This window comes from Fortiea contorta PCC 7126 (assembly GCF_000332295.1).
Classification (GTDB): Bacteria; Cyanobacteriota; Cyanobacteriia; order Cyanobacteriales; family Nostocaceae; genus Fortiea; species Fortiea contorta.
Window position 1 is genome coordinate 947,968 of sequence record NZ_KB235930.1, and the last position, 25,488, is coordinate 973,455.

The window sequence follows — 25,488 nt, forward strand, 5'->3', positions numbered from 1 at the left end:
TTGCTATTTTGTACGATCAAAAATAGTAAACTACTTTTCGCTATCATTGTTCACTTTACAGAACAACCCATAGCCGATCGCTTTTCACGCTTCCGTTAACATGAGTAATGGCATGACAGACCCAATGATTGTATCAGGCCCTGCTAGTGACATCGACTCCCTTCGCCTCCAGTTAATCGCTGGGTCTTTTCGAGTCCAACAACAAATAATTTCCCAGTTAGCTGAATTGGGTAATGAGGGCTTAGATGTGTTGATGGAATTTTTACTCAAACGTCGTGACACCCCGGCGAATTGGGTTGATGGCAAAGCCTATCAAGTCCTTTATAACTCTGATGTACTCAAAGTCCAAGAATTCCTACAAAATAACTTTCCTGAGGGCATTGTACCTCTAAAATCAGCGTCAGAGATTAATTACAATCCCTTGCAACAGTTACTCGCCATCCAAGACTTTCAAGCAGCCGATCGCTTAACCATCCAAAAAATGTGTGAATTAGCGGGGCCAATGGCATTACAAAGAAAATGGTTGTATTTTACAGAAGTAGATAACTTTTCTGCTATCGATCTCCAAACCATTAATACTTTGTGGTTAGTCCACTCAGAAGGCAAATTTGGTTTCTCAGTACAGCGAGAAATTTGGTTGAGTTTAGGTAAAAATTGGGATAATTTCTGGTCAAAAATCGGCTGGAAAAATGGCAATAATTGGACACGATATCCCCATGAGTTTACTTGGGATTTAAGCGCTCCTAGAGGTCATTTACCTCTCTCAAACCAACTGCGTGGAGTCCGCGTGATTGCTTCTTTATTTGCTCATTCTGCTTGGTCAAAAAATCCCGAACAACAATAAGGCACGTCTAATCAATGAATTGATGGTAAATCCTCCAAGCATAACGAGAAAAAAACTGAAATTCCCAATCTGATTATGGCAAATGTTCGTTTAGAAGATATTAAGCGTAGATTCAACAACGTCACCGCTATTGAAGATATTTCATTTACAATTCCTGATGGTGAGTTTTGGGTTTTGGTTGGGCCTTCTGGTTGCGGTAAGTCTACAATTTTGCGGACGATCGCAGGTTTGGAAACCGCTACATCAGGTAAACTTTTCATTGGCGATCGCTTAGTCAATCATGTCCCCGCTCGACAACGGGATGTAGCAATGGTGTTCCAAAACTACGCCCTTTATCCCCATATGACGGTGGCACAAAATATCGCTTTTGGTTTGCAAATGCGGAAGATTGACGCGAAAATCATTCAAGAACGGGTGGTAGATGTGGCGCGATCGCTTTCTTTAGATCATCTGTTAGATCGCAAACCCAAACAACTTTCAGGAGGACAGCAACAACGGGTAGCATTAGGGAGAGCGATCGCTCGTCAACCCCAAGTATTTTTACTCGATGAACCTTTATCGAATTTAGATGCTCAGTTGCGAGATGATACAAGGGCAGAATTAAAACAGCTACATCAAAATTTGGGAATTACCACTGTTTATGTCACTCATGATCAAGTCGAGGCGATGACTTTGGCTGATCAAATTGTGGTGTTAAATCGGGGACGAATTCAACAAATTGGCGATCCTCAAACTGTTTATCAAAGTCCTGCTAACCAAATGGTAGCAACTTTTTTAGGTAGTCCCCCGATGAATATTTTGCCAGCAATTTATCAAGATGATGGTTTTGATGTTGGTGGACAATTATTAACAGTTCCCCCAGATATCCTGAAAAATATCCAATTACGCCAAGGTCAAAGTGTTGATTTAGGGATTCGTCCAGAACATATTTATATTCACGAACAACAAAGAAACCAAGAAGATGTCAGGGGAGAATTATCGGTCGAGGTGAAGTTAGTAGAACCTCTGGGTAGAGAAACACTGATTCGTGTTGCTTTACCCGGTGCTACTTCTGTAATCAACGTCCAAGTGGGTGGAGATGTGCGTTTGCGTCCAGGCGATCGCCTTTCTTTACAACTAGATTTGCATCAGTTGTTTGTGTTTGATCCTAATACTGGCGAGAGAATATTCCCGAAAATGTCCAAATTAGGAACTAACAATTAAAAACAATATCTTATTTATTCGTAATACCAATTTGTAAAAAGAATGCGACAGTAGATAAAAGGGGACGGGTTTTCCCGCTCTCCACAATAATCCATGTGTCGCAAACATTATTTGAATTGGTATAAGGCTAGCGCTAACGCTGAAACTTTTGTGATACTAATGAACAAAGATTCAGGTTTTACTGATTAGCCCCAAACTTTGAGGCATCTCCGTTATAAGTAGTCCCGTCAGGCATAAGCGATTGGAACAGATCAGCTCCAGATAACTTAGTTTGTTTAAGAATGGCTTCTCGTAACTTTGCATTTCTCAAGTAGCTATTGGAAAAATCTGCACCTGATAAATTGGATCGAGAAAGAATCGCTGACCTTAATTTTGCATTTTTCGCCAAAGCATTAGACAAATCTGCATCAGAGATAACCGCCTCTGTTAGATCTGCATCGGTTAAATTCGCGTTTAACAACTTTGTTTTATTCAGGAGGGCATTATACAAATCTGCCTGAGAAAGATTAGCCCCCGTTAAGTTAGCATCCGACAAATTGGTCCCCATCGCGATAGCACCTGATAAATTGGCTCCCGTTAGATTAGCTCCTTGAAGCCTTGCATCATTGAGTAGGACACCTGAGAGATTGGCTTTTGATAGATTTGCACCATCAAGGGCGCTACCATATAAATCTCTATTCGATAGATCTGCTTCCGATAGATCGCAGTAAACACAGGCGTTTGTCAGCAGCAACTTATCGTAATCTTTCGGAACGAAAGCGTTAGCGGGCAAACTAAAGATCGTTAAGCTAAGGAAAATCGAGAGGGAAATAGTAGAGAGTCTACGAAACCAAGATGTAAGATTCATGTTCATCCTTAAAATGATGGATTTTTGCCAATTGTGTCAGGATCAAAAGTCGGTCTTTTTTTAGAGGTGGAGTCGTACCAATTCACAATGACGCTCGCGGACTCGCTCTAAGCGTACCCCTACGGGGAAGCAAGCTACGCGTAGCGTCTCTAAGCGAAGCCATGCCGCAGGCTTTACGCTGCGAAGATCGCAATTAAAAAACTTAGATGCAGCAAAGCTTTCAGGCTTTACATTTGTATCAGAATTGACCACACACTAAACTTATACGCTGCGTACAGATTTATGTGTTTGTTCTTTATAATATTGTAATAATTACACCATATAAATTTTAAGTAGTGTTAAAATATACAACTGTTGTTATTTGAGCTAATTCTGTCAAGAAACAATTTTTTGAGACTTCGCCAACTCCCCAGGAGCAAAGACACCATTCTCTGTAATAATTCCTGTAATCAACTCAGCGGGAGTCACATCAAAAGCTGGATTATAAAACTCTACGCCTGTAGGTGTGAGAATAGTTTCACCTACTTGGTATATTTCCTCTGGATTTCTTTCCTCGATGGGAATTTGACTACCATCAGACAACTCAAAATCAATGGTGGAAAGGGGCGCAGCTACAAAGAAAGGAACTTGATGTGCTTTGGCGACAATTGCTAAACTATACGTACCGATTTTATTGGCTGTATCACCGTTAGCAGCAATTCGATCCGCACCGACAACCACCGCATGAATCAAGCCCTGTTGCATACAATGGGCTGCCATGTTATCGGTAATTAATGTAACGGGAATTCCTTCTTGAACACACTCCCAAGCAGTGAGTTTTGCTCCTTGTAAGCGGGGACGGGTTTCGTCGGCGAATACCTTTTCTAAACGTCCTTCTCGCCAAGCGGAACGCACCACGCCTAAAGCAGTACCGTAACCCGCGGTAGCTAAGGCCCCAGCATTGCAATGGGTCAGCAGTGTCAGTTTATCAGGGGTTGAGGGTAAAGCTGTCAAGCCGCGATCGCCAATCGCCTGACAGGTTTGTAAATCTTCGGCGTTGAGGGCTTGGGCTGTTTGCAACAGGGTTTGTCTAATTTCTGCTACCGTCCCGATACTTTCATAGGCGGTTCTCATCATCCGGTTGATCGCCCAAAACAAATTTACTGCTGTGGGACGAGTTGAACGCAACAACTGAGCAACTTTTTCTAACTGTTGCAAAAATTCATCACGATTGCTTGTCTCAATTTCCCTCGCTCCCAGATACATTCCATAAGCCGCAGCGACACCAATTGCTGGCGCTCCCCGGACAATCATAGTTTTAATCGCCCGCGCCATATCTTCACTGCGGCTGATTTCTACAAAAGAATACTCATTAGGTAAGCGGGTTTGGTCAATTAATGATGCGGCGTCGTTGTGCCAAATCACTGGATAAACTGGTTTTGGGGAATTTGTCATATTTTTGTGGTCTTCTTTACGTGAGACAAAAAAAACTGATCAACCACGTGCGTAACCCTAAAGCACGCGTAATAAACTAGGAATGCTAACTATTGCTTCCAAGGTGCGAATTTCTGCTAAGGCTTGATGGAAATCCCCTTCTGTAACGTCGTGAGTCACAACGACAATTTCTGCTAGTTCTCCCTGAAAACCAGTTTGCACAATTGACTCCAAGCTGACACCGTGATTACCGAAGCAAGTACCGATTTTGCCGATAACACCTGGGTGATCGCCAGTCAGGAAGCGCGTGTAAAAGCGGGTGACGAGTTCTGCTGTGGGTGCAATTTGACAATAGTCTTGATGTCCACAACTCAATAACGGATTGGGGCTAGTTGTACTGGTTTTGAGGGTAGCAACTAAATTTAAGATATCCGATGAGACAGCGCTAGCAGTTGCACCCGCGCCCGCACCAGGGCCGAAGAACATCACTTGACCGATGGGTTCTCCTTCTACCAGAATCGCATTATACACGCCATTAATACTGGCTAAGGGATGTACTTTTGGTACTAAGGTAGGATGGACACGGACGGAGAGGGAAGATGATGGGGTGATTTTTTTGGCGATCGCCAGCAATTTAATCACAAACCCTAATTTCTCGGCATAGGCAATATCTGTTTTGCTCACTTGCCGAATCCCTTCACAGTAAACATCTTGGAGGTCGATGCGTCCGTTAAAGGCTAATGACGCTAGGATGGCTATTTTATCTGCAGCGTCTAAGCCATCCACATCGGCGGTGGGATCGGCTTCCGCATAACCCAATCTTTGAGCATCAGCTAATACATCATCAAAGTTACCGCCTTCATTTTGCATCCGGGTGAGGATGTAGTTAGTGGTACCGTTGACTATACCCGTGACGGTATGAATGCGGTTGACGCTTAAGGATTGCTTGAGGGGTTGAATGACGGGGATACCGCCACCCACCGCCGCTTCTAGCAGTACGTATACCCCAGATGCATTTGCTGTGGTAAAGATTTCATCACCAAAACGGGCGATCGCGGCTTTATTTGCCGTGACTACGTGTTTCCCGTTGCGTAAGGCTTGGAGGATGAGCGATCGCGCCGGTTCTAGTCCTCCCATTACCTCTACGACTATATCTACCAATGGGTCGTTGACAATTGCCTCTAAATCTGTTGTGATTGTCCCTTCTGGAAGTTCTACTGCACGAGGCTTATTGTGCGATCTTACTCCCACGCGATATATTTCAATTTCCGGCAACAACGGGTGACGCCCAACCGCGTCTTGTAGTAACTGTACTGTTCCCGTTCCTACAGTGCCTAATCCTAAGATTCCCAGCTTTACGCCCACAAACTTTTCACCAAATTTATTGCTGAGTGTCTAGTAGTTACAAGTACTTAGTATTTTTATACTCAGCACTCATAACTCTGTTCTCAGATGTTCACAATATTTATAACAAAACAATTGTAGGGTAAGCAGTGCCCATTAATTTAGCAACACTGCCTAAACAATTGTAGGGTGAGCAACGCCCACCCTACTTAAGTAAATATGAAACTCAATAATTAGTAGGTTTCTACGTGCCAGCGACCAGCTTTTTTGAGTTCCTTCTGGTAATCACTCCAGGTGACACCATCTTTAGCAGCAGCAGCGGATAGCGCCTCATCAATACCGCCTTCCATACCACGCAAACCGCAGATGTAGGTGTGGGTTTTTTCTTGTTTAATCAACTGCCACAGTTCATCTGCGTGTTCTGCTACTCGGTCTTGGATGTACATTCTACCACCTTGGGGATTTTTTTGTTCCCGGCTGATGGCGTAGGTGAGGCGGAAGTTATCAGGATATTTGTTTTGGATTTCTTCGAGTTCTTCTTTGTAGAGGATATTTGGAGTTGTTGGTACACCAAATATCAGCCAAGCTAAACCATTAAACTTGTAGTCTGGGTTAGCCGCTCTTTCTGCGTCCTTAAACATGCGCCATAAGTAAGCCCGCATCGGCGCGATACCTGTCCCTGTCGCCATCATAATCACTTTGGCTTCTGGGTCTTCGGGTAACAACATTTCTTTACCCACAGGCCCTGTAATTTTGACATCTGCTCCTGGTTCTAGGAAACAGAGGTGAGTAGAGCAAACACCATAAACTGTTTCGCTTGTTTCGGGATGCTTATACTCTAGCTGGCGGACGCACAACGAGACTGTCTTGTCATTAACATCGTCACCATGACGGGTGGAAGCAATTGAGTACAGTCTGAGTTTTTCAGGCTTGCCGTTTTTGTCCAAACCGGGCGGAATAATGCCGATACTCTGACCTTCTATGTATCTTAAATTACTACCAGAAAGGTCAAACTTGATGTGCTGAACAATACCAATCCCGCCTTCTTGGACTAACGGGTCATTAGATATACACTTACCAATAAACGGCGCATTGGGGCGGTAAATGTTGACAGGAACGTCAGCATGGGCGTCTTTTTTGGCTTTCGCTTGAGACATGGTGTTGCCTTTTGTGTCCTTCTTCTTATGCTGGTCTTCCGCTGGTGATTTAGCGAAGCCTTTGACTTCACTTTTCGCACTCACAGGTGTGGCTTGACCGTTCCCTTCGTTGCCAGTATTCTGCTCAGATGTTGCCAACTGGGCAGTTTTGCCGTTAGCAATTTCCCCAGCATCAATTTGTGCTAGGGGACTTGTGGGTTGAATACTTACAATTTTGCCGCCTAGGCGAGTGATCCGTCGCATTTCTTGGTTCATGCGGTTGTAAGGCACTCTGATGAACACACTGCCACTTTGACGAATTGGGTAGTTAGTTTGATCAATTTCTTCGTTCTGACGCAGACCCACCACTTCGTAAACGAAGATTCGGCTACCTGATTCTGTGTTGGCAGCACTTTCAACAGTACCTTGATTAGACATTCGTTCTACCACTCCGATGTTTACTTAACCGTTTTTGAAAAAAACTCTTCCCATCACAAGCCAGCTTTAGTTTAGCGGATTTTCGTTTCACAAAACTGACGCTTTGGGAAAGGGGCATTATTAGCTAATGCAATGCTTAAGTACACTCACCAAAGACGTGCAGGTAGCGTCAAAACACACCTGTTCACCTTCTAAGTTAGAGGATAAGTCTGTTGGAGAATGTTAATAATGAGTCAATTTAATCTTTTTTTCGTTAACTACCACCACTCACAGATACCTGTCTACACATACTGATACACGTGTAGTTGATTTATTCAAAACATGACATATTCTTCACTTGTAGAAGAATAGCTGGTAACTTTAGCTATGTGCTCAAGTATTTTTGAGTAGCCATAGCTACCACTCATGTATGTGCCTTTTTTTAGGCAATTTAGGAAAACTTCAACTACCAATGGCTAACTTGCCATTGGCTTGATTTCCCTGATTCTACCCGGCTCACTGGGGAGAAAACTTTTTTGAGTTGCTTTGAGGGCGTGTTTAGCCGCTGCCACCACCTAGTCAGGGCTGATTTTTGGGGCTAATATTTGCTCAATCTGTTATCCAGAATGATACATAAATACATGCCAACAGCAACTATAATAAGTTTTACTTGATGTGAAACATCTGTCAACCTCTAGCATGAGAGTTCTCAGTGATCACAGGGTGCATTGTGTGTCGGGGGGCGCGGGAGTGAGGTCTAGCTAGCGGCACAAAGTAGTTGTACTCTAGAGAATAAATGGTGGTGAGTCGCTGACTCATTCGTTGGATAGATTTTGCCGGGAAATGTGGAGAGGATAGTGCTAGAGCTAATGAAAATTCCTGAAGGTGGAAAAATTTGCTCTTAGGGAAAATGATACATTATAGACTTGGTTAATACAGATGCGATCGCTTGTCTGCCGTAACTAGAGTGCGGATACGTACTTGTGTGATGTCTTTAAAAATTAGTCAGCAAATGATTAATAATGATCAGCGAACCACCGGATTCTTCCTGACAGTAAATCTTGTATAGAATACCGCCTTCTGTTAAGATCGAGTATACCACTAGGATTAAATACTTACCAACAACGAATTCAGGCTAGGCTAACGAGTAGTAACTATTACCTTGTTGTATACTCGTTTGACTTCTCACGGCGCTGTGGGTAGCGAGAACGCAGGACAAACCAATGAGGTTGGCTTCCTGGCTTAATCTGCTGTGTGAAAAATTATTGATTGACACATCTTTTTTAGTATTTAGAGGAGATTTATGACAAGTAAGCCAGAACGCGTGGTACTGATTGGCGTAGCCGGAGACTCAGGTTGCGGTAAATCTACGTTTTTGCGTCGTTTGATCGATTTGTTTGGTGAAGATTTAATGACTGTCATCTGCTTGGATGACTACCATTCTTTGGATCGCAAACAGCGCAAAGAAACTGGAATTACTGCACTTGACCCCAGAGCGAACAATTTTGACCTGATGTATGAGCAAATTAAAGCGCTCAAGAGTGGTCAACAGATTAATAAACCGATTTATAATCACGAAACTGGCATGATTGATCCGCCAGAAGTGATCAAGCCAAATCATATTGTTGTTGTGGAAGGATTGCATCCTTTATATGACGAGCGAGTCCGAGAACTAATCGATTTCAGTGTTTATTTCGACATCAGCGATGAAGTCAAAATTGCCTGGAAAATTCAGCGAGATATGGCAGAGCGCGGTCATCGTTATGAAGATGTTTTAGCTCAAATCAATTCCCGCAAGCCTGATTTTGAAAAGTATATCGAACCACAAAGAGAATTTGCTGATGTGGTTTTGCAAGTATTACCTACTAACTTAATCAAAGACGATACAGAGCGCAAAGTACTGCGGGTACGGATGTTGCAAAGAGAAGGTAAAGAAGGTTTTGCGCCGGCTTACCTCTTTGATGAAGGGTCAACAATTAACTGGACTCCTTGCGGACGTAAGCTTACCTGTTCCTATCCTGGTATGCAATTATACTATGGTTCAGATGTGTACTACGGCCGTTACGTAACAGTACTAGAGGTGGATGGTCAGTTTGACAATCTCGAAGAGGTAATTTACATCGAAACTCATCTGAGTAACACGTCCACGAAATACCAAGGTGAGTTGACTCATTTGTTACTCAAACACCGCGAATATCCTGGTTCCAATAACGGAACTGGTTTATTCCAAGTACTGACAGGTTTGAAAATGCGTGATGCATATGAACGGTTAACAGCAACAGAAGCCAAGTTAGCAGTTCAAGTTTAAAACAGCAGTGTTTGTGTCAAATCTTCGGGGGATGCTTTGGGGTATCCCCTTTTTTGTGTTTGTCAAAACATTTATTCAAAGTAAATATTATTTCTCCTACATATATTTATGAATTGTTAGTGGTTTTTGAGAAGATACGAACCACACTAACTAATGATTGTGTAATTATTGTTATGATTTCATAAATTGGAGTAACTGAACTAAATCACTAGATTTAGTCAGCGAAAACGCTTTAAAAGGAGGAACTGCCTTTGTCTCGTCGATATTTATTTACCTCAGAGTCAGTTACCGAAGGTCATCCAGATAAGATATGCGATCAGATTTCTGATACGATTATCGATGCCTTACTGACACAAGATCCTACTAGCCGTGTAGCAGCAGAAGTAGTAGTTAATACAGGGTTGGTGCTAATTACCGGGGAAATTACCACCAAAGCGAATGTTAACTATGTGCATCTCGCCCGCAAAAAAATCGCCGAAATTGGCTACACTGATGCTGATAACGGCTTTTCTGCCAATAGCACCAGTGTGCTGATAGCTTTAGACGAACAATCACCGGATATTGCTCAAGGCGTGAACACCGCCCAAGAAACCCGTGAGCAGGATAGTGATGAACTATTCGACAAAATCGGTGCGGGTGATCAAGGTATTATGTTCGGCTTTGCTAGCAACGAAACACCGGAATTAATGCCTTTACCTATCAGTCTCGCCCATCGGATTGCTCGCCGACTAGCAGCGGTGAGAAAGACAGGAGATTTGTCCTATCTGCGTCCAGATGGCAAAACTCAAGTAACTGTAGTCTATGAAGATGGACGCCCCGTAGGTATCGATACAATTCTGATTTCTACCCAGCATACAGCCTCTATTGGAGAAATTACAGACGAGGCAGCAGTACAAGCCAAGATTAAAGCAGACCTGTGGTCGGCGGTAGTTGAACCTGTATTTGGCGATATTGATGTCAAGCCTGATGCAGAAACACGCTTTTTAGTCAATCCTACAGGAAAATTTGTTGTTGGCGGCCCCCAGGGCGACTCTGGTTTAACTGGACGGAAAATCATTGTTGATACCTACGGCGGTTATTCTCGTCATGGCGGCGGTGCTTTTTCTGGGAAAGACCCCACCAAGGTAGACCGTTCGGCGGCTTATGCGGCGCGCTATGTAGCGAAAAACGTTGTAGCTGCTGGTTTGGCAGAAAAATGTGAGGTGCAGTTAAGCTATGCCATTGGTGTAGCGCGACCCACTAGTATTTTGGTGGAAACCTTCGGTACTGGCAAGGTGGACGAAGAAACCTTGTTGGAACTGGTGAAAAAGCACTTTGAATTAAGACCGGCGGGAATCATCCATAGTTTCAACTTACGCAACTTACCCAATGAAAGAGGCGGACGTTTTTATCAGGACGTCGCGGCTTACGGACATTTTGGGCGGAGTGATTTAGACTTGCCTTGGGAGCGCACCGATAAGGCGGAACTGTTGAAGCAAGCACTTAACGAGTCACTTTCGGCTGCGATCGCGCAAACATTACAATAAGTTAAAAACTCGCAAATGGTGAGGAAAATAAGATAGACAACTTGTTTGTTCTTGTCTTCACCTTTGATTACCAAAACCCTCTACTTAGACATAGAGGGTTTTGTCTTAGATTCATATGCTGATCTCAATCATGAAAAATTCGCCGCAATTGACTACGCTTCGGTTAAAGTAGAAAGACACACTTGTGGAAGTTTGCTGACTGGAAAAACGGTCAAGACAAAATTCGATAGATTTATATCTATAGAGTCAGTTTAATTACCTCTAGTTTTTGGCTCAATATTCGTCTCCAATACGAGAAAAGTCGCGCCAATCATCTGGTGAGTAGTGATTCGCTCTTGCTATAAAAGAAGAGAATGTGAGTGTCAATCAGCAATTGTAGTGATTACACGGACACAGCTAGTGTGGTGATTTTTACGGGAGAGTGAAAAAATTTGAGGTATGCAAACTCAAAAGCCAACTCCTGTTAACAGCAGTTCAGAAAGCAAAACAGTGCTAGAGGAAGAGCCATTTATAGACGAACTCCCTACCATAGAATTCCCCTCAAGAGGGAAACTCAAAGCTAGTTCTTGGCGCATACATCAAAAAATTGGCTACGGATATTTTGTGGCGATTGGGATTGGCTTCTTTGGCTCACTCACCGGCTTGGTAGTTGCTAACTACTGGCGTGGGAGAGCAGTTAAACAGCTATACGAAGTCAATCAGCAAGCACAATTATTGAGTGATTATAAGGATGCAGTGATGGGAGCACAACTGCACAGCTTTAGCTTGGCTGCGACTTTGGTAGACGCGCAGCGCCTACAGATGAAAAAAGCTGAATTTTTGATGAGCGTTGAGAAAGCAAAGATATTAGAGTCACGAATTACTGATTTTGTCAACAGTAATCCTAGAAATTTAGCTGCAGCCAGTGCTAATTTAGAGACTTTGTTACAGGAATATGAGACTAATTTAAAGTCTTATGTGGAGCAAATAGAGTCTGTATTGCAGTCAATTGATAGCCAACCAAAACAACCACAGCAGATTTCTACAGCGCAGGAGCAGTTGCTGAGGATTATGCGAGGAGAAACTGCAATGCGCTTAGATCAGCTTTCGCAGACATTGAGCAGATATTTGCAAAATGCACAAGAACAAGAAATAGAACAAACCAGAGGAGTTGAGCAAGCAAAGGGGGTAGAGAGATTAATTGTGATGATGAGTATGCTGGTGTCGGTAGCGGTCGCTGCTATTGTAGCTTGGCGGACTAGTCGAGCGATCGCAGAACCAGTGATTACTGTCACCCAAGTCGCAGAACAGGTAGCGCGAAAGTCTAATTTTGATTTGCGCGCTCCCGTCACCACCGAAGATGAAATTGGTTTATTAGCTAAATCTCTCAATCGTTTAATTGAGCGGGTATCAGAACGCACTAAAGAGTTACAGCAAGCAAAGGAATTAGCAGAAGCTGCTAGCAAAGCCAAAAGTGTGTTTCTCGCCAATGTTAGTCATGAGTTACGCACACCTTTAAATGCTGTGATTGGTTTGAGCCAATTACTTCAAGACGATGCGACGGATCTGAATTTGTCAGGAGATTTCATCACAGATTTAGAAACAATCAACTCTGCTGGTAGACATTTACTAGAATTAATTAACGATATCCTCGATTTATCAAAAATTGAAGCGGGGAAAATGACTCTCTACCCAGAGACATTTGAGATTACTACATTAATTCACAATCTCGTGCTCACCGTGAAGCCAGCAATAGAAAAAAATGGCAATGTTCTCGAAGTCGATTGCGAGCGTGAACTGGGAACAATGTATGCTGATCAAACAAGAATGCGGCAAGTATTGTTAAATTTATTGAGCAATGCTGCTAAGTTTACTACTAACGGAAAAGTGACTCTGACAGTGAAATGTGAAAAAAAAGATGCATTAATTAATGCACCTTTTGGTGTGATTACTTTCACTGTGACTGATACAGGAATTGGGATGACTCCCGGTCAACAGCAGCAATTATTTCAACCTTTTATTCAAGGAGATACTTCGACTACGAAAAAGTATGGTGGTACGGGATTAGGATTAGCAATTAGTCGCCATTTTTGTCAGATGATGGGTGGCGAAATTACTGTTAAAAGTCAGCCTGGAGTCGGCTCCATTTTTACTGTCCGTCTACCACTAACAGTGCAAGAATAAGTTATAGCGTTTCTCATTTTATGATGGTACATTTCATTGAAGTCAGGAGCTAGGAATTAGGGGTTAGAGACTAGCTAAGGTGTACTTCATGTAATTGGGAATTGTTATAAGCATGAGACCCAACACCCGGCTCAATATATATCAAAATAATTGGTGTCAGCTTTTAAGAGTTTTAATATTGGTGGTTTATTTGCGTCGTGGCGTACTAGAATAATGTGTGTTCATCGCCATATTGTCAAAAACGGCAATTCTTGTTTTTAGTCGCCTTGGTTATCCATGACTACAAGTATTGACTTTCTCAGTCATCTCAATCCCAGTCAACGTCAAGCCGTAGAACATTACTGCGGCCCTTTGTTAGTCGTCGCTGGCGCAGGTTCTGGTAAAACACGAGCGCTGACTTATCGGATTGCTAATTTAATTCTTAAACACCGCGTCGCGCCTGATAATATCTTGGCGGTGACTTTTACTAATAAAGCCGCGCGGGAAATGAAGGAGCGGGTTCAAAAACTATTCGCTGAACAGTTGGCGATGTCTGAGTATGGTCAGCGTTTTGATTTGTTACCTGAATATGAACAAGTCAAACTGCGATCGCAGGTTTATCGTACCACAATTAAAGATTTGTGGTGTGGTACTTTTCATAGTTTGTTTTCGCGGATTCTGCGTTTTGATATTGAAAAATATCAAGATGAAAAAGGGCGACGGTGGAATAGAAATTTCTCAATTTTTGACGAATCAGATGTGCAAAGTCTGATTAAAGAAATCGTCAATAAACAGCTAAACTTAGACGATAAGAAATTTGACCATCGTTCTGTCCGCTACGCTATTAGTAATGCCAAAAATCAAGGTTTTTCACCCCAGGAGTTTGAGCGAGAACAGCCAAACTATCGCGGAAGGGTGATTGCTCAAGTTTATAGTTGTTATCAAGATAAGTTAGCGGAAAATAATGCTTTAGATTTTGACGATTTAATCTTGATTCCGACAAGATTATTTCAACAAAATGAACAAGTATTAGGTTATTGGCATCGCAAATTCTGTCATATTCTAGTAGATGAATATCAGGATACTAACCGCACGCAATATGATTTGATTCGCTTGTTGGTGACAAATGGAGAAGAGAACAAAAGCGAATGGGAATGGCGGAATCGCTCGGTTTTTGTGGTAGGTGATGCAGATCAATCAATTTACAGCTTTAGAATGGCTGACTTCACCATTTTGCTGGAATTTCAAGAAGATTTTGGTGATGGTTTACCAGATGATGATACGCGGACGATGGTTAAATTAGAGGAAAACTATCGCTCTTGTGAGAACATTTTACAAGCTGCTAATGAGTTGATTGAAAATAATACCCAGCGGATTGATAAAATTCTCAAACCGACGCGGGGCGCAGGTGAGGATATTTATTGTTATAAAGCAGATGATGAACTCGCGGAAGCCGATTTTGTAATTAATCAGATCCGAACTTTAGAACATCAAAACCCAGAGTTGAATTGGGGAAGTTTTGCGATTCTCTACCGCACAAATGCTCAATCCCGCCCTTTTGAAGAATTATTGGTGAGGAATCAAATTCCTTATACTGTGGTGGGGGGGATGCGATTTTACGATCGCAAAGAAATTAAAGATGTGATAGCCTACTTGAGAGCGATCGCTAACCCGGCTGATACAGTGAGTTTGTTAAGAGTTATTAACACTCCCCGACGCGGGATTGGCAAAACTACCATTGATGGTTTAGTCAATGCTTCCCAACAATTAGGTACAACTTTGTGGGAAATTCTCAGCGATGAAACCTCAGTTAATACTTTAGCTGGACGCGCTACAAAAGCGGTGAATAGCTTTGCGAAAATGATTGGCACTTGGCAAACAAAAATGGCTACAATGCCTGTAACTGAAGTTTTGCAAGGAGTGCTAGAAGATTCTGGTTATATTCAAGATTTGCAAAGTCAGGGTACAGATGAATCAGAAGACCGCATCCAAAACGTCCAGGAACTTTACAACGCGGTGTTACAATTTCAAGAAGAAAATGAAGATGTCACCCTACAAGCATTTTTGCAAAGTACCGCCCTCAGTTCTGATTTAGATAATTTAAAAGAAGGAAAAACAGCAGTATCTTTAATGACATTGCACGCTTCCAAAGGTCTGGAATTTCCCGTAGTTTATTTGGTGGGGTTAGAACAAGGTTTATTTCCTAATTATCGTTCACTGAGTGATCCTGCAGCCTTAGAAGAAGAACGCCGCCTTTGTTATGTGGGGATTACTCGTGCTCAGGAAAGGTTATATTTATCACACGCCCGTGAACGCCGCTTATATGGTTCGCGGGAACCTGCAGTGCGATCGCAATTTCTCGACGAATTACCAGAAGAACTATTAGCTACTCAACATAGAAGCCGACAGACTTATACTAAAAGTAGTGCGGTGAGAGGTGTTAAGCCTAGTAACCCAGAGAATTGGCAAGTAGGCGATCGTGTCTTACACAAAACCTTTGGTTTAGGTGAAATTACGCATGTATTTGGAGCAGGGAATAAAATTTCTGTAGCGATAAAATTTGCGAATTTGGGACAAAAAATCATTGATCCGAGAGTAGCGCAATTGCAAAGAGTGGAATGATATTTCTTGTTTTCTAGAAGTACACCTTAGTTAGTCTCTAGCCCCTAATTCCTAATCCCTAACCTCAACGAGGTATGCCATCATAAAACGAGAAATGCTATATGTTTACACCTGCTCAAAATGCTCAACTGTAGGAAAAGGATCATAAAAATGGTGCAGCATTTTTTTCCACTCTTGATATTCAGTAGAGCCTCTAAATCCTACAGTATGATCTGCTAAAGTTTCCCATTTAACAAGTAATAAATATTTACCCCGAACTTCTATACATCTATGCAATTCATGGGATAAATATCCTGGCATAGATGAGATAATTATAGAAGCATTTTTAAAAACAGATTCAAACTCATATTCCTGCCCAGATTTAATATTGAGAATTACTGCTTCTAGAATCATAAATGCTGTGAATGGGAATATTTAATGAAAATCAGACTTGATATAAGCAACTGTCAAAGGGGCGATTTTTTCTACAATATTATTAATCACCTCTCGTTCATATTCAGTCCAAATTCTGGGATGATTAAAAATGCATGGTTGCAATACACCCCAAAGTTGACCATCATCACAAATATGAGCATGAATGAGAGCACGATGTCCAAAATTTTCCTGTTCAAATTGCCGATTTAAAATTTGAGAATCAGCAGTTTCCACGTCTTCAACAAATATTGATGGTTGAGTACGCAGCGCGGCCGCAAACATCGGATCTTCATCTACTAAAGATGAGGGTTGCGATACCCATTCCTCGTTATGGATACTGGGTAAATTTGGAGTACGAACCCAACAAAAAGCGACTTTACCGAGATATAAATTGGGGTTGTGTAGGTAGAGAAAACAGCGATCGCACTGCAAAAATTCACCCACAGCTTGTAGCAGTTTAGGAAAGAAAATATCTGCTGGTAAATCGGATTCTAAAATGTTAGTGATCGCTGGAGGAAAATTTAGCTGAGACATAGTATTTGAAATTTTTTCACCTTGCTGCAGAATTTAAATGTAGAGACGCAAAATTTTGCGTCTCTGGCTTTTATTGATAGACGAAATTAAACCGATTTTAAGGGAATAATTCCCCGGTCAAAAACCAAGTTATCAGTCCCAATACCATTTAACTCTATTCTATCTGGATAAATTTCATAGGTAGCAAAACTCAAATTACTAGTAGAATATTCCGTCCATTCATTTTTACCTACAGAACGATTACCCGCACCCGCACCACAAATTAAGTAAGTAGTACCATCAATACCACGGGTGCGTTCATAATGGTGTTCATGACCATTGATGTAGAGTTGCACACCATATTTTTTAAACAGAGGTGTGAAAGTTTTAATGAAATTTGGATTACTTCCATAATGACCAGATGCATAAATTGGATGATGACCAAATACTATTTTCCAAGCAGCTTTACTAGCGCTTAATTCCGTTTCTAGCCAAAGTAATTGATTTTGCCAATCAGCATTACCATTAGTATCTAGTGCGAAAAATTGTACAGAATCACGACTAAAAGTATAGTACCTTCCCGTCATATTAAAACCAGCATAACGCACTTGTGGATCGCCATTGGCAGTGCGAATATCATGATTACCTAAACAAGCTTGAAACTTCACACCTTCCTTGAGTAAAGTTCGATATGGACGCTCAAAAACAGCATTAATTTTCTCAATTTCACCATTGTTGTAAATGTTATCACCAGCTAAAATCACTAAATTATAAGGATTTCGCTGATAATAATTAGTCATTGCCTTAGCAACATCATACTGTCCCTTAGCTCCAGTTCCTGTATCTGCTACAGACACAAAACGTAATAACAAATCTTTTTGAGGTGGATTAGCAGCTATAGCCGTATCTGGTGTATGGATATTAGCGCGGTGGGCGTCTTGACGAAAAGATTTCCAGCCAAGAAATCCGGTAGCAAGTGTACCGAGTCCACTTAAAAATAAAAATTGACGACGTTTCCAGCTCATAAATTACCTTGATCTAAATAATGAGCAACGAAGTGATACATTAAGGCAAAAGCGGCTGCAATTTGTTGTTGGTGAAACTTCCATGTCACAGGACAATCAAAATTTACAACCACCATTCTCTCCCGAACCAACTTCCCCAAAACCCTATCAGAGAAACCAGCCAATTTGGAAGGTTAAAATTATCCAAATTCTGCGAGGAACGATCGGAATTTTAGAAACAGCGGTGGTGAAATTAGAGACAACACCAGCGGATGGGGAAGCAACTCCTGGTTTCTGGAGTGGACTGTTAACCAAAATTCGCGCTGTGTTACCAGCAAATTTGTCAGCAAAGTTGTCTGATACAGCTTTGACAGGAATAATTGCAGGAATTGCGGTGATTTTAGTTTGGACAACCACAACAGTTTTTAGTAGTAAACCAACTGAGATAGCGACGGTTCCCCCGGTTGAAGAGGTTCCTGTACCCGCACCCACCCCAACCGTAACTATTACCCCAGAGATAGTCACTGTAACGCCAGAACCCCAACCATCACCAGAAGTTACGCCAGAACCAGAACCGGAAGCAGAACCATCACCAGAACCGACTCCCACCCCAGCAGTCGAGTTGACACCAGAACAAACCTTGATAGCAGCAATCGAAAATCAAGTAGCAGAAATTAGCGATCGCTTTGCCGATAAACTCATAAAATCAATTCAAGCCAACTTTTTAACTAGTAATCTCACTGTAAAAATAAGTGACAATTGGTACACACTAGAACCATCTCAACAAGATAAACTAGCAGCAGAAATTCAACAGCGATCGCAACAACTGGATTTTAGCCACCTAGAAATTCTCGATTCCCAGGAACAGTTGATCGCCCGCAGTCCCGTTGTCGGTACGAAAATGGTGATTTTTAAAAGGCAAGTAACACCAATTAATAGCACAGAACACGCTTGAAAGTTTTGATTCTGCAGTCCGCTTTTGCAAGAGTCTATTATTTTTAATAATTGCTCTTTCCCCTAATCCCTAACCCCTATTTCCTGTCAAAAATAACTAAAAAAGCTGACTGACTAAACAGCTAAAACCGGGTAGTAAAGGCGTGGTCAATTCATCCTGATGAAATAAAGTAGCTACTAACTTTAAAGTAGCCTGTTGACGACGATAAACCTCTACTTTTTTGTGAATATAATCACAAATCCAATATTCTTGTACACCTTGCACTGAATACAATTTCAACTTAGTTTCTCGATCGCGTTTTTCGTTTTTTTCACCAGGAGATAACACCTCAACCACTAACTCTGGTGAGCCGGTGAGGTGTCCAGCCTCATCTAATAAGATTTCTAAATTTTCATTACTTGCCCAGACAACATCAGGAATCACATTATCAGCATCTGAGAAAATAATTCCTGGGGCGATCGCTGCTGTACCCAAACCTGTCGTATCTGACCAATTGTTCAGAACTGTAACAATTTTGGCGCAACTTGATTGATGACCCCAGTGAGGCGATTTTGTCACAAATAATTCTCCATCAATAATTTCATAACGATTTTTGCGATCGCCTGCGAACAGTTCTAAATCAGCACTTGTCCAACGGACTGGAGATATTGCCATAAAACCCCCTAGGATTTTGCTTTCTTTATTTTAAAAAATTGTCGTTGTGCTGAACGGCGCAAATAAAAATAAATTAACCACGCCACAACTGCAAATATGAGATTTAGCAAGATATGCTTTAATGTAAACTGTAGAATATCAGGATAAAAAAGTTGTGCCCATCTCAACGGGCTAAGTTTTCTGGCTAAGAGCAAAAGCCCAAACAGCGCGTTTCCTCCCAACATCAGCGCCAACAACACTAACCCTCTTCGCCAATAACGGTGCTGTTTGGTAAACCCAGAAATGAGATTAATGGGAGATTTACCTTGCACTCGCCGCAATAATTGTTCCAATCGCCAAAATAGCCACAACAAAAAGGGAAATAAACCATAGCTGAGAAAACTTAGCGGTAGTGGATAACGCCATGCAATAGATAATACATTCACCAAAGCATGACAGACCACAGAATTTAGCCAAGCTATGACTACTAATTGTCTGTATTGGTTTAGTTGAGGACGAGAACAGAGGTATATTCCTAAAGCATAGCCCCAAGGAGCAGAGAACATCGCATGAACCGGCGTACCGATGATCCTCTCAAGAATTGAGGAAGTATTGTAAGAAAGATAAATCCAGTTTTCTTGAGCGGTGAATCCTAGCGCCACGGCGATAGTGAAGAGAAAAACAGTAGTGGGGCGTAATCGATACCTGCGTTGAAAATAGCAAGTTGCAATCACAACCATGATTAATTTGCAACCTTCTTCAATTGGGCCGATTTCCACCAATTGTCGCAGCGCCACACCCAGTAGCGATCGCTGCCACCTCTGCCAATCTACAATTAAGTTAGTTACAGTCGCTAAAATCAGTTCTAAATTGAGGGCTGCAAAACCAGATATCGCCCCCAGAACAAATAACCACAGCAATTTTAACAGCGATGGGGCAGCGTATACACGGTAATAGTAGTACACCAACAATACCAGTGGTGGGACTGCTGCCCAGAATAATAAAGATAACTCAGTCACGCACTTGAGCAATTATGGTGCGGTGACGGGGACTGTTGCGGGTGATAGAGGGAGTTTGAAAACCAGCATCAACCATAGTTTGCTCAATATCCAAAGTGAAATATTGATCTAAATATGGTTCAGTACTTTTGAGTAAAGTCAAAATATATGGTGGCATTTGCTGGTAAATTTCCGATTGGGGATTCATATCCATCATTGCCAAGTAACCACCCGGACGCAATAAACGTCGCGCTTCGGCAAAAATTTGTCTGGTTGCTGACTGGGGTAACTCGTGGCAGACTAAAAAAATGGAAACCAAATCAAACGAGGCATTTGGTAGCCCGGTAGATTCAGCCGCAGCATGAACCCAGTTAATTTGTCCTTGATTAGCTTGTGCTTGATGTAACTGTGCGCGGTATTGAGCAACAGCTAAGAAATACGGAGATAAATCTAGACCTGTTAACCTAGCTTGGGGATAAATTTCTTGCAAAGCTAAAGTACTCATACCCACGCTACACCCCACATCAAGAATGTCTTGGGGTGGCTGGAGAATGTGGTTTTTGAGAATATCGTGGTAACTTTGGCGCAGTTTAGCGTCACCTTGGATCTCAGCGCCTGGCCAAATCTTAGCATGGACAGTATAGGCCGCCGGCTCGACCTCAAAAGCCGCTTGCCAACTCAGATTTCCCGTTTCGTAGGCGTGGAATGAGGTGAGATAATAATCTGGGTATTTGAGGTGAGGGTTTTCTACTGTCGCTAAATCGGTTGTCCAATCACGAGCTTGTAATTTTTCGACTTCTTGAGTCCAAAAGACGCCCATTTTTTGAGCACGCTTAATCATCATTTGCCTAGCTTGATGCTTGGCGAAGTTAGCTAGAGGCTTGATTGCGAGGACGCCATTGACTAGGCGAGAAGCTAAACCAGGAGCAGTGTTTACAACAGCAGTCATAGATCAATTTGCTTTCAACAGCCTTATTTTACCTGTATCTGTGGAAAGGCTTTCGCCATGACAAAAACAAATATATGTGTAACAAATAACACGCAATTTTCCTGAAAACACCCAAATATTTGATCCCCCTAGCTCTTTATCTTCGCAAAGCTAGGGGGATCAAATATTTGGTAGTCTATAAATGGTTCAGTATAGTTCGTAACGACTCGATTCTAAATCCTATTTTTGGTTTTGAGTAGTGTTACTACCAGAGTTTATATTATTTTTATCAGTTCTTCATTGCCACTTCATGCCTGTTATTGGCTGGAAAACTCGTATATGTTAAGTATGGCTATATGCACGGGCCTCTTACCATGTCATCAGTTGAATTACTTGTAATCAAAATCTGCCTATCTGTATTTCCCCAAGATATGACTTGTTCATGTTTGAGGAGCAGGTTGAGGTTTGAATGATATTACTAGTATTCAATTAAACATGTTATTGGTCGTCTTTTCTGTAAATATCTGTAAAAAATATGCAACTCAAGTTTGTCACCACTGTTGCCCTGCTGGTTTGTTTTGGATTTGCGGAACAAGCTTTATCATTAAATCCGCGAGACTTAGATCAATTGAAAACAACGGGAAATTGTCCCCGGTGTGATTTTAGCGGTGCAGACCTCACTGGACTTAATTTATCTGGTGTCAATTTACGCGACGCTAATTTAAAAGGAGCCAAATTATCTAATGTTAATCTGTCAAGTGCAGACCTCACGGGTGCAAATTTAGAAGGTGCAATTCTCAATTCTGCTAATCTTTCTCGTACTTCCCTCACCGGGACAAATTTGAAATCTGCATCTCTAGAAAATGCTGATTTATCTTCTGCTGGTCTGATTAGTGCCAATTTAGAAGCTGCTAACTTTAAGGGTGCCAAGTTCCAGTTTACTAATTTCCGGGGGGCACATTTCCGGTTAACAATTATGCCTACTGGTGTTGTGACTTCTGACAAACCTTATTGGTGGTCTTTAGAGCGGACAGCTACTAGAGATTGTGACAAGTTTAAACCTGAACAAACACCAGGGACAACTTGTTACGGTCAGTAAGTTAGCAGTTAGGGGCTGGGAACTAGGGGTTAGAGTTCAGTAGTTGTAGGTTGGGTTGAGGAACGTAGACCCGCTGGGAAATCCAACATTTTCGTGGCTTCGTTGGGTTGCGCTCCGCTTAACCCAACCTCTTTTCTTCATCCTAGCCTGCGGCAAGCCCTTCGGGTGACGCTCGCAAGCTCGCTAACGCTGCGCTAACGCCAGTTCCTTTATGCCGGGGAACCCGTCCACCGGACTGGCTCACCGCTCCGCGTCTACAGACTTCATCCTTCATACTTCAGACTTCATCCTTCATACTTCAGAATCTCCCATGCCCTCATCAGCAGTTGACCCTATCATGGGAACAAAGCTTGTAAACTGTAATCGATTCATGCTAACTCGGATTAAAGACCTGACCACTAAATTAGCGCCGCGTTTAATTGAAATTCGTCGTCATATCCACTCTCACCCAGAATTGAGTGGTCAGGAGTACCAAACGGCTGCATTTGTGGCTGGTGTGTTGTCTTCTTGTGGTCTTCATGTCCAAGAAGGTGTGGGTAAAACGGGTGTGACGGGAGAATTGCTAGTCGCTAGTGAAGATGAGCGGTTGTTGGCTATTCGCACAGATATGGATGCTTTACCGATTCAAGAACGCACCGATTTAGAATATACCTCGCGTAATCAAGGAGTGATGCACGCTTGTGGTCATGATGTCCACACTACGGTGGGTTTGGGAACAGCGATGGTGCTGTCGCAAATGACCGAGGATTTAGGCGGTAAGGTGCGATTTTTGTTTCAACCAGCGGAAGAAATCGCCCAAGGGGCGAGTTGGATGGTGAAAGATGGAGCAATGGCAGATGTTTCAGCAGTTTTAGGGGTGCATGTTTTCCCTTCGATTCCTGCTGGTTCTATTGGTGTGCGTTATGGTGCGTTGACAGCGGCGGCTGATGATTTAGAGATTATCATTATGGGGGAATCTGGCCATGGAGCGCGTCCCCATGAGGCGATTGATGCAATTTGGATTGCGGCGCAGGTAATTAGTGCTTTGCAACAAGCGATTAGCCGGACGCAAAATCCTTTACGCCCTGTGGTGTTGAGTATTGGGAAAATTGGTGGTGGTAGAGCGCCGAATGTAATTGCTGATCGAGTGCAATTATTGGGAACAGTACGATCGCTCCATCCGGAAACTCGTGCTAATCTCCCTAATTGGATTGAAAATATTGTCGCTAATGTTTGCAATGCTTACGGGGCGCGTTATCAAGTTAATTACCACCAAGGTGTACCCAGTGTGCAAAATGACTATTCTTTGACACAATTATTACAATCAGCTGCTGAGGATGCGTGGAGTAGCGATCGCGTCCAAGTCCTACCAGAACCCTCCCTCGGTGCAGAAGATTTTTCTATTTATTTAGATCACGCTCCTGGTTCTATGTTTCGTTTGGGCGTGGGTTATGCAGATAGAATCATTAACCACCCATTACATCATCCAGAATTTGAGGTTGATGAATCTGCAATTATTACTGGGGTTGTAACTATGGCTTACGCCGCTTATAAATATTGGTTAGTGTGATGGAAAAGGGGTTAGGGATGAGGGGCTAGGGGTTAGTTCTGCATAATTTTGATACATATACAATACACCTCTTGCAAAAGTCCTAATTTTCGCGATCTTCTCTGCGCCTTTGCGCCTTTGCGTGAGCTTTATATATGATTATGCAACAACGCGAAAATATTTATGCAAGAGGTCTAATCGCTTGTAGGGGCGAACAGCCGATCAGTGGTGTCAACTTAACGTGAAACCCTTGTCCCGCCTCAGAATGAATTCTGAGTCTCATAGCAAAAGTCATCTCAAGATGACTCAAAATTCTCACAAATTCCTAGTCTACTTCAGTAGACTTCAGCTATAAGAGAGGGAATTCATTCCCAGGTGGGTAGTAAGCCCTGCAATCAGCCATCTGTGGCTTAAGTTGACACCAATGACCGCCGATATCCTCTGAGGGCGAACAGCCGTTCGCCCCTACGAGTTTATGTGTTGTTTCCTTTTCGGGAATTGATATTAGCCTCTCATCCCTGATTTATTGCTTGCTAATCTCTCTTGAATTTTGCTCTTAGCAGCTTTAAACTGAGTAGCTAATTGTTCAGTTTGGTCTGAACTCAAGTTGTTACGAATAGCAGCAAACATTGTGCTTTCTTCTTGACGAACGTGATCCATAACAACATCTTGGAGTTGTTTGACTTTATTCTTGAATTCAGGGCTAGAAACGTTCATCGCCTTGATTTCATCTAAGCGCCGCTTCATGTCAGCTTGTTCGTCATACAATTCGCGGGTGTCTCTTTCGCCGTAGAAGCTGCGGACTCTGGGGTAAACCACTTCTTCTTCAGCTTCCGCGTGGGCTGTCAAATCTTTATAAATTTGACCGAAGTATTCTTGGATCTTTTGAGGATCGTTGGTTTGTTGCAGTTCGGTGAAGAGGATATTGACTTTGTTATGATCCATGCGGATCACATCTTGAATATTCATATCCTGTTTGTCAGTGGTTTGGGTGACAGCACTACCAACAACACCGCTAAATGCAGCGAGCGCGTCTTGTACTCTAGCCCAAATACCTTGGTCTGCGTCTTGTCCTGTTAGTTCCCGAACACCCAAGACTTCTAAAATACCTTTGAGTTGCTCTTGGTGAGCACGGTTTTCAAAGTTAACTGTATTCAAAGGCCCAATAGCCGCCATCACGTCAGCACCAACTTTTTGAGATGCTTTGTGAATGATTAAACCAGTCATTACTTGCTGATGCTTTAACAATTCATGCTGGAATACTTTTTCAAAGAAAGTCAAATCTGAGCCTTTCATTAATTGGCGAATCTTGTCTATAAATTCTCGGACAGTTGATTTTGGCTCTCCATGAACGCCATACTGCACGATAATAGTTTCGAGAATACCTAGATTCTTTTGATCATCTTCTAGCATTTTGCGGATGCGATCCGAGATTTCGCTATCTGTTGATTCTCTCAAAAATAGTTGCTCATTTTCGATCAACAACTGCTGCATTGATTTTAAGCTTGCCAATTTCACCGCAATTGCATTGCGTTTAGTATCGTCTAAACTGGCTACCATTCTTAGTTCTCCTCGGAAAAGCATTTGTAACCATTTAATAGTGACATCTTCGCC

General features: G+C 42.3%; 20 protein-coding genes. 9 read left to right on the forward strand and 11 right to left on the reverse strand.

Annotation, left to right across the window (positions count from 1 at the left end):
* Positions 1-112 precede the first annotated feature (112 nt).
* The gene (locus MIC7126_RS0104435; protein WP_017651917.1) at positions 113-844 is read left to right on the forward strand and encodes a GUN4 domain-containing protein; all 732 of its coding nucleotides are present in this window, start codon (positions 113-115) and stop codon (positions 842-844) included.
* Between the two features lie 75 nt (positions 845-919).
* The gene (locus tag MIC7126_RS0104440) at positions 920-2,047 is read left to right on the forward strand and encodes an ABC transporter ATP-binding protein (protein WP_017651918.1); all 1,128 of its coding nucleotides are present in this window, start codon (positions 920-922) and stop codon (positions 2,045-2,047) included.
* A gap of 178 nt (positions 2,048-2,225) precedes the next feature.
* Here MIC7126_RS0104440 and MIC7126_RS0104445 read toward each other — a convergent pair whose 3' ends face one another.
* The 4 genes from MIC7126_RS0104445 to petH form a co-directional block, all read right to left on the reverse strand.
* On the reverse strand, positions 2,226-2,894 hold the full coding sequence (locus tag MIC7126_RS0104445) for a pentapeptide repeat-containing protein (RefSeq protein ID WP_026100034.1): 669 nt from the start codon (positions 2,892-2,894) through the stop codon (positions 2,226-2,228).
* A 375-nt stretch (positions 2,895-3,269) separates the two neighbouring features.
* Positions 3,270-4,328, reverse strand: a complete 1,059-nt coding sequence (gene mtnA / locus MIC7126_RS0104450) for an S-methyl-5-thioribose-1-phosphate isomerase (protein WP_017651920.1) — start codon at positions 4,326-4,328, stop codon at positions 3,270-3,272.
* A gap of 57 nt (positions 4,329-4,385) precedes the next feature.
* A complete protein-coding gene (locus tag MIC7126_RS0104455; RefSeq protein ID WP_017651921.1) occupies positions 4,386-5,672 on the reverse strand; it encodes a homoserine dehydrogenase in 1,287 nt (428 codons plus the stop codon).
* A gap of 212 nt (positions 5,673-5,884) precedes the next feature.
* Positions 5,885-7,225, reverse strand: a complete 1,341-nt coding sequence (gene petH, locus MIC7126_RS0104460) for a ferredoxin--NADP reductase (protein WP_017651922.1) — start codon at positions 7,223-7,225, stop codon at positions 5,885-5,887.
* A 1,282-nt stretch (positions 7,226-8,507) separates the two neighbouring features.
* Here petH and MIC7126_RS0104465 point away from each other — a divergent pair.
* The 4 genes from MIC7126_RS0104465 (at position 8,508) to pcrA (ending at position 15,802) form a co-directional block, all read left to right on the forward strand.
* Entirely contained in the window at positions 8,508-9,512 is a 1,005-nt protein-coding gene (locus MIC7126_RS0104465) for a phosphoribulokinase (RefSeq protein WP_017651923.1), read from the forward strand.
* A gap of 251 nt (positions 9,513-9,763) precedes the next feature.
* Positions 9,764-11,038, forward strand: a complete 1,275-nt coding sequence (gene metK / locus MIC7126_RS0104470; protein WP_017651924.1) for a methionine adenosyltransferase — start codon at positions 9,764-9,766, stop codon at positions 11,036-11,038.
* Positions 11,039-11,476: 438 nt separating this feature from the next.
* On the forward strand, positions 11,477-13,201 hold the full coding sequence (locus tag MIC7126_RS0104475; RefSeq protein ID WP_017651925.1) for a sensor histidine kinase: 1,725 nt from the start codon (positions 11,477-11,479) through the stop codon (positions 13,199-13,201).
* A gap of 276 nt (positions 13,202-13,477) precedes the next feature.
* On the forward strand, positions 13,478-15,802 hold the full coding sequence (gene pcrA / locus MIC7126_RS0104480; RefSeq protein ID WP_017651926.1) for a DNA helicase PcrA: 2,325 nt from the start codon (positions 13,478-13,480) through the stop codon (positions 15,800-15,802).
* Between the two features lie 105 nt (positions 15,803-15,907).
* Here the strand turns inward: pcrA and MIC7126_RS0104485 are convergent, their stop codons facing one another.
* The 3 genes from MIC7126_RS0104485 to MIC7126_RS0104495 all read right to left on the reverse strand — a co-directional run bounded on the left by MIC7126_RS0104485 (position 15,908) and on the right by MIC7126_RS0104495 (position 17,754).
* On the reverse strand, positions 15,908-16,195 hold the full coding sequence (locus MIC7126_RS0104485) for an antibiotic biosynthesis monooxygenase family protein (RefSeq protein WP_017651927.1): 288 nt from the start codon (positions 16,193-16,195) through the stop codon (positions 15,908-15,910).
* A gap of 21 nt (positions 16,196-16,216) precedes the next feature.
* A complete protein-coding gene (locus tag MIC7126_RS0104490; protein WP_017651928.1) occupies positions 16,217-16,750 on the reverse strand; it encodes a GAF domain-containing protein in 534 nt (177 codons plus the stop codon).
* Positions 16,751-16,836: 86 nt separating this feature from the next.
* Entirely contained in the window at positions 16,837-17,754 is a 918-nt protein-coding gene (locus MIC7126_RS0104495; protein ID WP_017651929.1) for a metallophosphoesterase family protein, read from the reverse strand.
* A gap of 82 nt (positions 17,755-17,836) precedes the next feature.
* On the opposite strand from MIC7126_RS0104495, the gene MIC7126_RS0104500 reads away from it, so the two are divergent.
* The gene (locus MIC7126_RS0104500; protein ID WP_017651930.1) at positions 17,837-18,688 is read left to right on the forward strand and encodes a hypothetical protein; all 852 of its coding nucleotides are present in this window, start codon (positions 17,837-17,839) and stop codon (positions 18,686-18,688) included.
* A gap of 96 nt (positions 18,689-18,784) precedes the next feature.
* Here the strand turns inward: MIC7126_RS0104500 and MIC7126_RS0104505 are convergent, their stop codons facing one another.
* The 3 genes from MIC7126_RS0104505 to MIC7126_RS0104515 are packed head-to-tail and all read right to left on the reverse strand — an operon-like array spanning position 18,785 to position 21,268.
* The gene (locus MIC7126_RS0104505; protein WP_017651931.1) at positions 18,785-19,342 is read right to left on the reverse strand and encodes a Uma2 family endonuclease; all 558 of its coding nucleotides are present in this window, start codon (positions 19,340-19,342) and stop codon (positions 18,785-18,787) included.
* Between the two features lie 8 nt (positions 19,343-19,350).
* Entirely contained in the window at positions 19,351-20,340 is a 990-nt protein-coding gene (locus MIC7126_RS0104510) for a PrsW family glutamic-type intramembrane protease (protein ID WP_017651932.1), read from the reverse strand.
* Complete coding sequence (locus tag MIC7126_RS0104515; protein ID WP_017651933.1) at positions 20,333-21,268, reverse strand: class I SAM-dependent methyltransferase; 936 nt, start codon at positions 21,266-21,268, stop codon at positions 20,333-20,335. Before MIC7126_RS0104515 ends, MIC7126_RS0104510 begins: the two co-directional genes overlap by 8 nt.
* A 514-nt stretch (positions 21,269-21,782) precedes the next feature.
* On the opposite strand from MIC7126_RS0104515, the gene MIC7126_RS0104520 reads away from it, so the two are divergent.
* Positions 21,783-22,346, forward strand: a complete 564-nt coding sequence (locus tag MIC7126_RS0104520; RefSeq protein WP_017651934.1) for a pentapeptide repeat-containing protein — start codon at positions 21,783-21,785, stop codon at positions 22,344-22,346.
* A 370-nt stretch (positions 22,347-22,716) separates the two neighbouring features.
* Complete coding sequence (locus MIC7126_RS0104525; RefSeq protein WP_017651935.1) at positions 22,717-23,895, forward strand: M20 family metallopeptidase; 1,179 nt, start codon at positions 22,717-22,719, stop codon at positions 23,893-23,895.
* Between the two features lie 483 nt (positions 23,896-24,378).
* Here the strand turns inward: MIC7126_RS0104525 and MIC7126_RS0104530 are convergent, their stop codons facing one another.
* Positions 24,379-25,434: a hemerythrin domain-containing protein gene (locus tag MIC7126_RS0104530; protein WP_017651936.1), complete on the reverse strand. Its 1,056-nt coding sequence runs from the start codon at positions 25,432-25,434 to the stop codon at positions 24,379-24,381.
* Between the last annotated feature and the right edge of the window lie 54 nt (positions 25,435-25,488).

Coding starts and splice junctions, on each gene's coding strand:
- MIC7126_RS0104440 (WP_017651918.1), top strand. CDS start 920: ATGGCAAATGTTCGTTTAGAAGATATTAAGCGTAGATTCAACAACGTC.
- MIC7126_RS0104530 (WP_017651936.1), bottom strand. CDS start 25,434: ATGGTAGCCAGTTTAGACGATACTAAACGCAATGCAATTGCGGTGAAA.
- MIC7126_RS0104445 (WP_026100034.1), bottom strand. CDS start 2,894: ATGAATCTTACATCTTGGTTTCGTAGACTCTCTACTATTTCCCTCTCG.
- MIC7126_RS0104485 (WP_017651927.1), bottom strand. CDS start 16,195: ATGATTCTAGAAGCAGTAATTCTCAATATTAAATCTGGGCAGGAATAT.
- MIC7126_RS0104490 (WP_017651928.1), bottom strand. CDS start 16,750: ATGTCTCAGCTAAATTTTCCTCCAGCGATCACTAACATTTTAGAATCC.
- pcrA (WP_017651926.1), top strand. CDS start 13,478: ATGACTACAAGTATTGACTTTCTCAGTCATCTCAATCCCAGTCAACGT.
- MIC7126_RS0104515 (WP_017651933.1), bottom strand. CDS start 21,268: ATGACTGCTGTTGTAAACACTGCTCCTGGTTTAGCTTCTCGCCTAGTC.
- mtnA (WP_017651920.1), bottom strand. CDS start 4,328: ATGACAAATTCCCCAAAACCAGTTTATCCAGTGATTTGGCACAACGAC.
- MIC7126_RS0104475 (WP_017651925.1), top strand. CDS start 11,477: ATGCAAACTCAAAAGCCAACTCCTGTTAACAGCAGTTCAGAAAGCAAA.
- MIC7126_RS0104520 (WP_017651934.1), top strand. CDS start 21,783: ATGCAACTCAAGTTTGTCACCACTGTTGCCCTGCTGGTTTGTTTTGGA.
- MIC7126_RS0104435 (WP_017651917.1), top strand. CDS start 113: ATGACAGACCCAATGATTGTATCAGGCCCTGCTAGTGACATCGACTCC.
- MIC7126_RS0104505 (WP_017651931.1), bottom strand. CDS start 19,342: ATGGCAATATCTCCAGTCCGTTGGACAAGTGCTGATTTAGAACTGTTC.
- MIC7126_RS0104495 (WP_017651929.1), bottom strand. CDS start 17,754: ATGAGCTGGAAACGTCGTCAATTTTTATTTTTAAGTGGACTCGGTACA.
- petH (WP_017651922.1), bottom strand. CDS start 7,225: ATGTCTAATCAAGGTACTGTTGAAAGTGCTGCCAACACAGAATCAGGT.
- MIC7126_RS0104500 (WP_017651930.1), top strand. CDS start 17,837: ATGTCACAGGACAATCAAAATTTACAACCACCATTCTCTCCCGAACCA.
- MIC7126_RS0104465 (WP_017651923.1), top strand. CDS start 8,508: ATGACAAGTAAGCCAGAACGCGTGGTACTGATTGGCGTAGCCGGAGAC.
- MIC7126_RS0104525 (WP_017651935.1), top strand. CDS start 22,717: ATGCTAACTCGGATTAAAGACCTGACCACTAAATTAGCGCCGCGTTTA.